This window comes from Hyphomonas sediminis, from assembly GCF_019679475.1.
GTDB lineage: Bacteria > Pseudomonadota > Alphaproteobacteria > Caulobacterales > Hyphomonadaceae > Hyphomonas > Hyphomonas sediminis.
Map to the genome: position 1 here is coordinate 1798912 of NZ_JAIEZP010000001.1, position 12168 is coordinate 1811079.

Annotated in this window: 11 protein-coding genes; all 11 read left to right on the top strand. The window is 60.3% G+C overall.

The features are described from left to right. Positions 1-27: 27 nt before the first annotated feature. The 11 genes from K1X12_RS09065 (at position 28) to K1X12_RS09115 (ending at position 12167) form a co-directional block, all read left to right on the top strand. Positions 28-732: a metallophosphoesterase family protein gene (locus K1X12_RS09065; protein ID WP_220987281.1), complete on the top strand. Its 705-nt coding sequence runs from the start codon at positions 28-30 to the stop codon at positions 730-732. A 155-nt stretch (positions 733-887) separates the two neighbouring features. Then, the gene (gene cpaB / locus K1X12_RS09070; protein WP_220987282.1) at positions 888-1775 is read left to right on the top strand and encodes a Flp pilus assembly protein CpaB; all 888 of its coding nucleotides are present in this window, start codon (positions 888-890) and stop codon (positions 1773-1775) included. Next, on the top strand, positions 1772-3070 hold the full coding sequence (locus K1X12_RS09075) for a type II and III secretion system protein family protein (protein ID WP_220987283.1): 1299 nt from the start codon (positions 1772-1774) through the stop codon (positions 3068-3070). Before cpaB ends, K1X12_RS09075 begins: the two co-directional genes overlap by 4 nt. A 2-nt stretch (positions 3071-3072) precedes the next feature. Beyond that, positions 3073-3348 (top strand): hypothetical protein, encoded by a 276-nt coding sequence (locus K1X12_RS09080; protein ID WP_220987284.1) that lies wholly within the window; start codon positions 3073-3075, stop codon positions 3346-3348. Beyond that, positions 3345-4562, top strand: coding sequence for a CpaE/TadZ family protein (locus tag K1X12_RS09085; protein WP_220987285.1), 1218 nt, complete (start codon positions 3345-3347; stop codon positions 4560-4562). The genes K1X12_RS09080 and K1X12_RS09085 overlap by 4 nt, the downstream gene beginning before the upstream one ends. After that, positions 4559-5950: a TadA family conjugal transfer-associated ATPase gene (locus K1X12_RS09090; protein WP_220987286.1), complete on the top strand. Its 1392-nt coding sequence runs from the start codon at positions 4559-4561 to the stop codon at positions 5948-5950. Before K1X12_RS09085 ends, K1X12_RS09090 begins: the two co-directional genes overlap by 4 nt. Before the next feature lie 11 nt (positions 5951-5961). After that, on the top strand, positions 5962-6945 hold the full coding sequence (locus tag K1X12_RS09095) for a type II secretion system F family protein (protein ID WP_220987287.1): 984 nt from the start codon (positions 5962-5964) through the stop codon (positions 6943-6945). 13 nt (positions 6946-6958) lie between these two features. Further along, positions 6959-7891, top strand: coding sequence for a type II secretion system F family protein (locus K1X12_RS09100; protein ID WP_369426082.1), 933 nt, complete (start codon positions 6959-6961; stop codon positions 7889-7891). Between the two features lie 43 nt (positions 7892-7934). Beyond that, positions 7935-8891, top strand: coding sequence for an acetyl-CoA carboxylase carboxyltransferase subunit alpha (locus tag K1X12_RS09105; RefSeq protein ID WP_220987288.1), 957 nt, complete (start codon positions 7935-7937; stop codon positions 8889-8891). Between the two features lie 22 nt (positions 8892-8913). Continuing rightward, on the top strand, positions 8914-9840 hold the full coding sequence (thiL, locus tag K1X12_RS09110) for a thiamine-phosphate kinase (protein WP_220987289.1): 927 nt from the start codon (positions 8914-8916) through the stop codon (positions 9838-9840). A 149-nt stretch (positions 9841-9989) separates the two neighbouring features. After that, a complete protein-coding gene (locus K1X12_RS09115; protein ID WP_220988844.1) occupies positions 9990-12167 on the top strand; it encodes a sodium-translocating pyrophosphatase in 2178 nt (725 codons plus the stop codon). Position 12168: the final 1 nt, after the last annotated feature.

Below are 12168 nucleotides of genomic sequence, written 5' to 3' on the forward strand. Positions count from 1 at the left end.
CCTTCATACTGGCTTATACTCGCGGGCATGAGGGATACGATCTATTGCGCCATAGGGGACATCCATGGCGAACTGGACCGGCTGAAAGCATTGCATCAACGGGTTCTGTTCTTTGTGGAACAGGCTCTTGGCGGCTTGCCGGTGCAGTTCATCCATCTGGGAGACCTTGTCGATCGCGGGCCGGATTCCTGCGGCGTCGTGGAATATCTGCGCAATTTTGAACACGTGCGTCACCCCAACCCCATCACGCTCCGCGGCAATCACGAACAGCTGATGCTGGATGCTTTCCTCTCTGGCGACCGTCAGTCGGCAAAGTATCGCACCTGGCTCACCAATGGCGGATCTGCCACAGAAGCCAGCTATGCCAACCAGCCAGCCAGCACGCTGGTCGAGCACATTACCTGGATGCAAGGCCTCGAAACGATCCATGAGGTGAAAGATGCTGGTCTGATCTTCGTCCATGCCGGAATTGATCCCGATATCTTTCCGGGTTGCGATGATGTGGTTCACATGTGGACCCGCCGCCGGGAGTTCATGGACCCGCGCTGTTGGACCGCGCCGGCGCTGCAGGGTCAGCGCGTCATTCACGGCCACACGCCAACGCGAGACTTTGAGCCGGAAACCTCCGGGAGCGGTCAGCGCGTCAATATAGATACAGGCGCCGTCTATGGTGGCAAGCTGACGGCGGTCCTCATCCAGCCGGGTGAAGACGACATCTTCCTCCACAGCTGAGCTGTACGGAGAAGTATGGTAAACAGATATTAGGGTTAAAGCCTGCTTCCGTGTCCGGAGGAGATTAACCGCGTCACTTTCAGAAGACCTTATATCGATTTGATTAAACCGGTAGCCGGGCACGCAGCAGAAGCTGCGCGAAAGAGGGCTACAGAATGAAAGCGATACCTCTGATCAGCTTGGGTCTATCCCTCGCTCTCGGTGCGGGCGCCATCTTCTTTGGGCGGGAGTTCATGTCGGACTCGCGGGCCGAGGCGAATGCTGCAGTTTCTGCGCCGGCTATTCAGATGACTCAGATCGCCGTTGCGCGGCTGGCTATCGAGCCGGGCAAGCTGATCGATCCGTCGATGATCGAAATGCGCGCCTGGCCCGCCGAAGCCGTCCCGGCGGGCGCCCTGACAGCCGTTTCCGATATCGGCGAGAAAGCCTATTCGCGTGGCCTCATTGTTGCCGGAGAGCCGCTTCTCGCAGAGAAACTGGATCTCAACGGAACCGTCCTGACGCTTGCCGCCAACATCAAACCCGGCATGCGCGCCGTCTCGATCGTCGTGTCCAATGATACCGGCGTTGCAGGCTTCGTCCTGCCGGGCGACCGGGTCGATGTAAACGAGTTCGTTGAAGCCAAGGACGCCCGTTCGGCCCCGGAAGATACGCGCCGTTCGGCCAACCTGCTTGCGCAGCCAGTCCTCAAAGGTGTGAAGGTTCTCGCCGTAGATCAAACATTCGCGCCCGGCATGGAAGGCGCTTTGCCATCGAACACCGTCACGCTGGAAGTGACGCCGGAAGACGCGCTCCTGTTGGGCGCTGCCAGCCAGCGCGCAGCGCTCGGCCTTGCGCTCATCGGCCGTGAAGAAGAACTCGCTGACGTGATTGAGCTGCCGAAAGCTGCGCCGCCAAAACCGCAGTCCCGTCCGGATAGATCCACACGCGCGCCGACTACCGCAACGGTCCGCGTCATCAATGGCTCAGAAGATACGGAAGTTACAACGCCCGTCGCGCCGGCGCCCAAGCCGGTGGTTCTGACGGAAGGGGTGGGCAAATGAAAAACATGCGACGTATACTGATTTCGGCCATTCTTGGCGCGCTTGCCTTGCAGCCAGCCATGGCCTGGACGCAGCGCTCTGCGCCGGAAGGTGCTGACCGGTTGGAACTTCGTCGCGGAAAATCTGCTGTCGTCGAAGCAGAAGCCGCTTTCGCCACCATCGTTGTGGCGGATCCGGAAATTGCAGAGGCAATGCCAACGTCCAACCGGTCTTTCTTCGTGCGCGGAAAGAACCCCGGCGGCACAACTCTGCTGATCTATGATGACAAAGGCTCGATTGCCGAGCTTATCGAAGTGGAAGTAAAGCTAGGCTTGGATGAGCTGCGCGGCGATCTTCGCCGTCTTCTTCCGGGAGAGCTGATCGATGTTTACGCGGTACATGATGGCGTTTATCTCGATGGAAAGGTGACAACCGCTGCAGCCGCCGAAATGGCGCTTCAACTTGCAGAGCGTCATGTTCCCGGCGGCGTGGCGAATGGATTGTCCGTGGGGCAAAGCCAGCAGGTCATGTTGGAGGTTCGCTTCCTTGAGGCCAGCCGAAATGCGGTGCGCGAAATCGGCTTTGGCAGCACAATTGATGCCAATGATGTGACCGCAGTCACGGAAAGCAGCACGGTATCCGGCCTGCTCGAAAAGACCGTGGCGACCTTCACCAATGTCGGCGGAGAGAATATCGACATTCGCCTTCGCGCGCTGGAAGAAAAGGGCATAATCCGTACACTGGCGGAGCCCAATCTTGTCGCCTTGTCAGGCGATACGGCGAGCTTTCTTGCGGGCGGTGAATTTCCGATTCCAGTGGCTCAACGGGACAATGAGATCAGTGTCGAGTTCAAAAAGTTCGGCGTCAGCCTCGACTTTACGCCCACCGTTCTGGGGGACGGTCTTGTGAATATTCGTGTGCGCCCTGAGGTTTCGGCGCTGGACCGGAACAATGGTATCCGTGCGTCAGCGATAGATATTCCCGGCATCTCGGTACGCCGGGCGGACACGACGGTTGAGCTGCATGACGGGCAGGCTTTCGCCATCGCGGGTCTGCTTCAGAACAATTATTCGAACGATGTTCGCCAGACGCCCTGGCTTGGCAATGTTCCCGTCCTCGGTTCGCTATTCTCTTCCAAGAGATACCAGCGCAATGAAACCGAGCTGGTGATCATCGTGACGCCGCGGTTGGTTCAACCGTTCTCCAGCCCCGAAGCCGTTTCGTCTCCTTTGGACGCTGTTGCGGAACCTACTGAGTCGGAATTCTTCCTTCTTGGGAAGACGGTCGGCGCGCTTCCCGCAGAAACAGGAAACTGATCATGACCCAGACGCGATATACATTCCGCCTGCTGCCGATCGTGGCAGTGATCGCCCTGTCCACGGGATGCGCAAGCTTCGATGCGCAGGATCGTTATGTGCTCGGTGAGGCAACGCGAGAGAACATCGCCGCCCAGTCGGTGCGTGACGTCAATCTCCCCAATTCCCGTCCGGTAGAATCCAGCTCGGGCGTTCGTGCGGCGAAAGCCGTGCAGGCCCTGAACGAAGGCAAAACCAAAAAACTGGCCGACGCCAGCGCCTCGGGAGGCAGCGAGTGAGCCAGGCATACGCAACAGCTCAAACCGCGCAGGCAGATGGCGTGGCGGCGGTGATCCCGTCGCTCGCTGCACTTGTGCGTCCTGATCTTCTTGAGGCGCTGAAGCCTGCTTGCGCAGAGCTTTCGGACCTCACGTCTATTGTGCCGCCGGAAGTTGTGCTGCGTCACGGTGGCGGGACAATCCTCATCGAGCAGGGAATGCCGGGCTGGGATCAGCTCCTGTTGCTGCTCGCGGTGGAGCGGCCGTCAAGCGCAGTCATCGTCATTTCAGATCAATTGCCCGCACACATGGTGCGAGCGCTGATGAAGATTGAAGCGTCCGACATCCTGCCGGCTTCTGCAAATGTGGCGGATATTGGCGGGGCGTTTGAGCGCCTGGGCGCGCTTCGGGTTGAAGAGCAGGATAAGGGTACGCCCCGCGCCACGGTTTGCTGGGCTTTCCGGGGCGCAGTTGGCGGTGCAGGCGTTTCCACGTTGGCCATTGAAAGCGCTTTCGCGCTGGCCCGTATCGTCGGTCCCGGCAAGGTCTGCCTTGTGGATCTGAACCTGGCAGATGGTATGACGGCGTCTTTCCTCGAGGCGGTGCCGAAGCTTGACCTCAAGGCCCTGTCCGCGGCGCCGGAGCGCCTGGACAGCCGGCTCCTCGCTGCCTGGTGCTGGCAGCATGAGGACGGGGTGTCGATCATTGCTTCGCCACGAAATCCTGATGCAGACATGCTGGCGAGCGAAGCGGCAATCCTGCGGCTTCTGGATGTCGTGTGCGGATCATTCGAATATGTCCTGGTGGACATGCCGCGCCACATGATGCCCTGGACGAAATCCGTGCTTGCGGTCGTGGACCAGGCAATTGTGGTGAGCGAGCTGACCGTTCCGAGCCTGCATGCGGCAGCCGATATGTGCCGCGATATCGACGCGTTGCGTACCGATGGCTCTAAGGCGCGCCTTGTGCTCAACCGGATGTTCCCGAAGAAGCAGTTTCGTGCCGGTTTCCCGGTCGATAAGGCCGAGAAGGCAATCGAGCGCAGCATAGATGTGACGATTACATCGGATTGGGATGCCGCGCGCACGGCCGTAAACCTTGGAAAGCCGATTGCGGATGTGAAGCCAAAAAGTCTTTTGGTGGCGGATGTTGCCGGGCTGGTGCGCAAGTTCATGCCGGAGGAAGCGCTTGAGGCAAGCGCCGCCGATAGCCGCAAGAAGAGGGCGAAACGATGAGCCGCTTCGGTTTCGCCAACGCGGCGCCGAAGGCGCCCGAAATGGCGCCTGCTCCAGCGGCAGCACCGCCAACGCCGACGCCTGCGCCGCAAGCAAGGAACAACTCCGATCAGGCGAGCTTCGACCTGTTGGATGCAAAGCTCCGTGTCCATGCGAAACTCATCGATGAGCTTGATCTTTCGCAGCTCGACAAGCTCGACGATGAAACGATGCGCCGGCGCGTGCGCGGCATCATCGGAGAGATCATCCGCAAGGAAGAGATGGCGCTGTCCGCGGCGGAGGAAGCCTCCTTTGCTGACGCCGTGATGGACGAGATGACGGGCCTTGGTCCAATCGAACCCTTGCTCAAAGATGATTCCATAGCGGATATTCTGATCAACGGCTGTAATCAGGTTTATGTTGAGCGTCGCGGCAAGCTGCAATTGGCGCCGGTGCGCTTCGCGGACAATGAACACCTTCTGCGGATCGTTCAACGCATCGTGGCGGCTGTTGGCCGCCGGGTGGATGAAAGCCAGCCGCTGGTCGATGCGCGTCTTCTCGATGGAAGCCGGGTGAACGCGGCGGTCGCGCCTATCGCCATTGATGGTCCGCTCGTTTCTATCCGGAAGTTTTCGAAGTCGCCCTTGACGATGGACAAGCTGGTGGAGTTCGGCGCCATCCCGAAGCCGGTAGCGGATTTCATTCTTGGCGCCGTCAAATGCCGCGCTTCGACCGTGATTTCCGGGGGCACGGGCTCAGGCAAGACGACGCTGCTCAACGCGCTTTCGTCGGCCATCAGTCCGGACGAGCGGATGATCACGATCGAAGACGCCGCCGAGCTGCAGCTTCAGCAACCGCACGTCGCGCGGATGGAAACCCGCCCGCCGAACATTGAAGGCAAAGGCGAGATCCGCCAGCGGGAGCTGGTCAAGAATGCGCTCCGTATGCGGCCGGACCGGGTGATCCTCGGTGAGGTGCGTTCCGAAGAAGCGTTCGATATGTTGCAGGCCATGAACACGGGCCATGAAGGCTCAATGGCCACCATCCACGCCAACAATCCGCGCGATGCCATCACCCGCCTGGAGCAGATGGTGATGATGGGAGGTATGAAGATCTCCGAAGAGGCAATCCGTGGGCAGATCGCGTCGGCAGTGAATTTCATTGTTCAGGCAACGCGCCTTTCGGACGGCTCGCGCAAGGTGATTTCCATTGCCGAGATTACCGGTATGGAGGGGGCCGTGGTGCAGCTGCAGGAGATCTTCAAATTCGAGCGCACGGGCACTTCGCCGGAAGGCAAAGTGCAGGGGCATTTCATGGCGACAGGCCTGCGGCCCAAATTCATGGAAGAGATGGAGCGCAAGGGCGTGTTCATGCCGCCGGGCCTCTTTGATCCTTCCAATCGTTTCTGAAGGCGGCGCGCATGTTCGGTCTTCCTGACATTGCGAGCCTGGACCAGAAACTGGTCATCCCGGCGATCATGGCGCTGGGCGCGCTGGTGCTGGCGGTCCAGTCGATTATTGGTCTGGTCTCGGATGTTCAGACGCAGCGGATCGTCAATCGCCGTCTGCAGTTCAAGGAGCGTTACGCCACGCACAATGAAGCGATGGTGGAACTCCGCAAAAGCCGGGGCTTGGACCGGGACGGAAACCTTGCCCTGTCGCTACATTGGCTGAACCAGCTCATCGTTCGCTCTGGCTTGCAGTTTCAGCCGGCACGCTGGGCCGTCATGGCGGCCGGCGCGGCGACGGTCGCGGGCATTGCGGCGTTTATCTATCTGGGTGGCCTCAAAGCGGCGGTACCTGTGTTTCTTCTGGTTCTGCTGGCCGGACCTGTGCTGGTCATCCGGCATATCGCGAACAAGCGGGCAAAGAAGCTGGCGGTACAATTGCCCGATGCGCTGCAGATCGTCTGCCGTAGCCTGGAGGCAGGTCACCCGGTGGCAACCGCCGTGGGGCTGGTCGCCCGCGAGATGCCTGATCCCATCGGGACCGAATTTGGTATGACCGCGGATGAGGTCTCCTATGGCATGTCGCTGACCAATGCCGTGCAGCGGATGGCGGGACGTGCCGGTGATCCGGATGTGGAGCTTTTTGCGGCGACTGTACGCCTGCAGGAAAAGACAGGCGGGAACCTTACAGAGCTTCTCAAGTCCAACACGAACACGATCCGTGAGCGGCAGACCATGCGCCTCAAGGTGCGCGCGGCTTCGTCGGAAGGGCGGGTTTCCGCGATGATCCTGACTGCGGCGCCGTTTATCGTCATGGCCGCAATCCATCTGCTGCGCCCGGAATTCTATGGCCGCGTCATCAATGAACCGCTCATCCAGTATGGCTTCGCGGGCCTGTTCGTTTGGATGGGCATTGGCAATCTGGTCATGAACCGCATGATCAACTTCAAGATCTGACGGGGGAAGGTTCGTGTCTGCTCTTTTTTCGTCAGCGCCTGTCGTTCCGGCCATATTGGGCGTTCTTGCATTGCTGCTTGCGCTGCCAGGGCTGCTTTCTTTCGTGCGCAGCCGTCAGGATGCAGGAGACATAGAGCGCCGCCTGACCCGCCGGCCCGGTTCCGCGGCGCCCGAGGCAAAGCGTAATGAAAGCCGTATCGGCAAAGCCGTGATGGGGCTGGCTGACAATGCGGCGCCTACGGATGGTGCGGAAGTGAGCGCCGCACGCGGCAAGCTGATCCAGGCTGGCTTCACAGGCCCCAATGCGGTGTCGCGTTACTTTTTTGCCCGCTTCATCTGCGTTGTGATTCCCCAGGTGGGCCTTTTCTTTGCGCTGCCCCATCTGCAGGGCTTTCCGAAATATATGCCGGTGTTGATTTCGATTGTGCTGGTGCTCGCGGGCCTCGCGGCACCGGGCAAGTTCCTGGACATTCGCATCTCGAAACGCCAGCAGGCCTGCTCGGCAGGCTTTCCGGACATGATGGACCTCATGGTCGCCTGTGTGGAGGCCGGCCTCAGCCTCGACGCCGCTGTCCAGCGCGTGGGGGAGGAGCTGGAGCTGCGTCACCCGATCATCGCCGGGCATATGCGCACTCTGTCGCTGGAGCTTCGGGCCGGCAAATCCCGCAAGATGGCCTGGCGGGCTTTCGCCGACAGGATGGGGCTGGAAGAAGCCGGTTCCCTCGCCACGATGCTGCGCCAGGCGGAGGAAATGGGTACCAGCCTGGGGCAAACCCTGCGGGTTTTCTCAGCAGATATGCGCCAGCGCCGTATCCTCATGGCAGAGGAAAAGGCCATGGCGTTGCCGGCAAAGATGACTTTGCCTTTGATTTTGTTTGTTTTTCCGGTTCTTCTGGGGGTGCTCACGCTGCCCGCCGTCGTGATGTTGAGCAAAACGCTCGGCTGAAAAGCCGCTAGGCGAAGCCAGATCAGGTTGCTAGGAAACCGCCATGGCTACCTATCTCGAATTCGAAAAACCGATTGCGGAACTTGACGCGAAGATCGCCGAGCTTGAGGCGCTTGCCGCCCGCAAGGATGGTCCGTCCATCAGCGACGAACTGGCAAAGCTGAAGACCAAGTCGGTCAAACAGCTCAAGCAGATCTATTCGGAACTGAACGCATGGCGGATTACGCAGGTGGCGCGCCACCCCGACCGCCCGCACTTCTCGGACTTCATCAACACGGTTTTCACAGACTTTGAGGAGCTGGCGGGCGACCGGGTCTACGGCAACGACGAAGCCATCATTGGCGGTCTTGCGCGATTCAAGGGGCGTTCCGTTGTGATTATGGGCCATGAAAAAGGCCGTACCACCGAGAAGCGCCTGAAGCACAATTTCGGCATGGCTCACCCGGAAGGATACCGGAAGGCCGTGCGCCTGATGGATCTGGCCGAGAAATTCAACATGCCGGTCCTGTCCTTCCCGGACACGGCAGGCGCTTATCCCGGCAAGGGCGGCGAGGAGCGCGGCCAGGCCGAGGCAATTGCGCGGGGCACCCAGCGTGGCCTGTCCCTGGGCGTTCCCTTTGTGACACTGGTGATCGGCGAGGGCATGTCCGGCGGGGCAATCGGCATCGCGGCGGCCAACAAAGTGCTGATGATGGAGTACGCTATTTACTCGGTGATCTCGCCGGAAGGTTGCGCCTCGATTCTCTATCGTGACGCAACGAAGGCCAAGGATGCGGCTGAGGCGATGGGCATTACGGCGCCTGAACTGCTGAAGCACCGCATCGTCGATGGCATCGTGAAAGAGCCTGTCGGCGGGGCGCACCGCGACCCGCAACGTGCAATGGCTGCTGCAGGAAAGACGCTGGACGCCGCGCTGCAGGAGCTGGAGAGCATGTCTCCAGCGGAGCTTCGGGCGCAGCGCCGGGACCGGTTCTATGCGATTGGCCGTGAGGGCGTCTGAGCCAGTCTGGCAGGGCCGCTAGATGGCCGAGAAGGACTGGATTCGCCGGTATTTCGCGCCGCTGGCCAAAGCGCCGGGCGCCGCCGGACTGACTGACGATACCGCTGAACTTTCAAAGGGTTACGGTCCTCTGATCGCCACTGTCGATGCGATGGTGGAAGGTGTTCACTTTTTTTCCGACGATCCGGTTGAGACCGTAGCCAGGAAGCTGGTGCGGGTGAACGTGTCCGACATCCTCGCTTCGGGCGCAGTGCCGAAAGAGGCGCTGCTGACGCTTGGTTGGCCCCGGCAGGGGCGCGAAGAGGAACAGATCGCGACATTTGCGGACAGTTTAGGGGCAGAACTGGACAGATGGGGAACGCATCTGGCCGGTGGCGACACCGTTTCGGTCCCATCCGGATTGTTTCTGTCATTGACGCTGACCGGTGAATGTCTCGGTGCCTCTCCGGTACGCAGGGGCGGCGGCCGGGCGGGTGATGACGTCTGGGTGACCGGCGAGGTCGGCGCGGCGCGGAGGGGCTATCTGTGGAAAACCGAAGGTCAGGGCGAGGCGCGCTGGCTGTCGGCGCTGCGCGAGCCCATTCTGCCCCCTATTGAGGCCGCAAGACTCATTTCTGAACGCGCCAATGCGGCGATGGACGTCTCCGATGGGCTTCTTGGCGATTTGGCGAGCCTCGCCGGCGCAAGTGGGCTTGGCGCCGAAATCGACCTGAGCGCGGTTCCCTTTGCTGGCGGAGCGGCCTCTTTGGCCGAAGCAATCGACCTTTCGAGTTGGGGCGATGATTATCAGCTTCTTTTTTCTGCGCCGCCCGAAGCTGCTGCTTTCATTGGAGATTCGGGTCTGAAAGTGACCCGGATTGGGCGTCTGTTGCCGGCGCCGGGGTTGGTGGCCAGCTACTGTGGAAAACTCGTTAACCTGCCGGAAACCATCGCCTTCGAGCATGGCTGAGTCGGCAAGCCTGCCGTTCGCTCCTGACGCGATGCATCTTGCGCGCGCCTGGCCTGACTGGCAGGCAAGTTAGTCTAAACAAAAATGAGACCGGACCGGAGCATAATCCGGCTGAGTTTCACTTTCGGGGAACGCAAGGAGGAAACATGATGAACTGGTATTGGCTCGCGCTTGGCGCGGGCATCCTATCGATCGTTTACGGTTGGGTTCAGATCCAATCGATAATGAAAGCACCTGCGGGCAACGCCCGCATGCTGGAAATTGCGGCAGCCATTCAGGAAGGCGCTAACGCGTATCTGAAGCGCCAGTATCGCACCATCGGCATTGTCGGCGTCGTGGTGGCACTTGTGCTGATCTTTGCGCTCAGCTGGAAGGCGGCGCTTGGCTTTGTGATCGGCGCGGTTCTGTCCGGTGCGGCGGGCTATATCGGCATGCTGGTTTCGGTGCGCGCCAATGTGCGCACGACGGAAGCTTCGCGGCAGGGGCTGAACGAAGGCCTCAAGATGGCGTTCAAGTCCGGCGCGGTGACGGGGATGCTCGTCGTCGGCCTCGCACTGATTGGCATCGTTGGTTATTATGGCCTGCTGACAGGGCCACTGGGCCTGAGCCTCGGTGATGAAGACCAGAAGCGCGAAATCATCGACGCATTGGTTGCGCTTGGTTTCGGCGCCTCGCTCATCTCCATCTTTGCCCGTCTGGGCGGCGGCATCTTCACCAAGGGGGCCGACGTTGGCGGCGACATGGTCGGCAAGGTTGAAGCGGGCATACCGGAAGATGATCCGCGTAACCCGGCGACGATTGCAGACAATGTGGGCGACAATGTCGGTGACTGTGCCGGCATGGCGGCTGACCTGTTCGAAACCTATGCGGTGACCCTGGTTGCCACGATGGTTCTGGGCGGGATCTATTTTGCCTCCACGCCTTACATCGCAGAGATCATGATGCTGCCGCTGGCCATCGGGGCCGTCTGTATCGTGACTTCCATCATCGGCACCTTCTTTGCCAACCTTTCCAAGGGCTCGACCAATGTCATGGGCGCGCTCTACAAGGCGCTCAACGTGGCCGGTGTGCTCTCGATTGGCGGCCTGGCGCTGGCGATCCACACCGTCATTCCGGGCGGCCTCGGCGGCACGCTTGACGGCGCTGGCGCGCTTCTCGGCTTGGTGGACCCCATGACAGGCGAGGCTGCCCAGATCACAGGCTGGAAGCTGTTTGCCTGCGGCGTGGCAGGTTTGTTTGTGACCCTTCTGATCGTTGTGGTGACGGCTTACTACACAGAGACGAAGTACCGTCCGGTGCGCTCCATTGCGAAAGCTTCGGAGTCCGGCCATGGCACGAACGTTATTCAGGGGCTTGCCGTTTCGCTGGAAGCAACGGCCCTGCCGGCGCTGATCATCATCGGCGGCATCCTGCTGACCTACAACCTGGCTGGCCTCTACGGCATTGCCATTGCCACGACGACGATGCTGGCGCTTGCTGGTATCATCGTTGCGCTCGACGCATTTGGTCCGGTGACGGACAATGCAGGCGGTATTGCCGAAATGTCGGAACTGCCTTCGGAAGTGCGTGACACAACCGATGCGCTCGACGCAGTTGGCAATACGACCAAAGCGGTTACCAAGGGCTATGCGATCGGCTCTGCCGGTCTCGGCGCGCTAGTGCTGTTTGCGGCGTATGCTGAAGACCTTCGGTATTTCTCGCAGAATGCCGATAAGGGGTCATTCTTCTACGGTGTGGTTGCTGACTTCTCGATTGCCAATCCCTATGTGGTGGTCGGACTGCTGTTTGGTGGGCTTCTTCCCTTCCTGTTCGGCGGTATGTCGATGATGGCTGTGGGCCGGGCTGCCCAATCGGTTGTTGATGAAGTGCGCCGCCAGTTCCGCGAAATGCCGGGCATCATGAAAGGCGAAGTGAAGCCTGATTATGGCCGCGCCGTGGACATGCTGACTCAGGCGGCGATCAAGGAAATGATCATTCCTTCTCTGCTGCCAGTGCTTTCGCCGATCGTCCTGTTTGGTGCGATCCTGGTGATTGGCGGACCTGGTGAGGCCCTGGCCTCGGTCGGCGCGATGCTGCTGGGTGTGATCGTGACGGGCCTGTTCGTTGCCATCTCGATGACCTCGGGCGGTGGCGCATGGGACAACGCCAAGAAATACATTGAAGACGGCCATCATGGGGGCAAGGGCTCTGAAGCTCACAAGGCCGCCGTGACGGGCGATACGGTGGGTGATCCCTACAAGGACACTTCCGGACCGGCCGTGAATCCGATGATCAAGATTACCAACATCGTTGCGCTGCTGATGCTCGCGGTATTGGCCGGTCACTGAT

Bases quoted from the DNA above. Each gene is read 5' to 3' on its own strand.
- K1X12_RS09065 (WP_220987281.1), top strand. From the start codon at position 28: ATGAGGGATACGATCTATTGCGCCATAGGGGACATCCATGGCGAACTG.
- cpaB (WP_220987282.1), top strand. From the start codon at position 888: ATGAAAGCGATACCTCTGATCAGCTTGGGTCTATCCCTCGCTCTCGGT.
- K1X12_RS09075 (WP_220987283.1), top strand. From the start codon at position 1,772: ATGAAAAACATGCGACGTATACTGATTTCGGCCATTCTTGGCGCGCTT.
- K1X12_RS09080 (WP_220987284.1), top strand. From the start codon at position 3,073: ATGACCCAGACGCGATATACATTCCGCCTGCTGCCGATCGTGGCAGTG.
- K1X12_RS09090 (WP_220987286.1), top strand. From the start codon at position 4,559: ATGAGCCGCTTCGGTTTCGCCAACGCGGCGCCGAAGGCGCCCGAAATG.
- K1X12_RS09095 (WP_220987287.1), top strand. From the start codon at position 5,962: ATGTTCGGTCTTCCTGACATTGCGAGCCTGGACCAGAAACTGGTCATC.
- K1X12_RS09105 (WP_220987288.1), top strand. From the start codon at position 7,935: ATGGCTACCTATCTCGAATTCGAAAAACCGATTGCGGAACTTGACGCG.
- thiL (WP_220987289.1), top strand. From the start codon at position 8,914: ATGGCCGAGAAGGACTGGATTCGCCGGTATTTCGCGCCGCTGGCCAAA.
- K1X12_RS09115 (WP_220988844.1), top strand. From the start codon at position 9,990: ATGAACTGGTATTGGCTCGCGCTTGGCGCGGGCATCCTATCGATCGTT.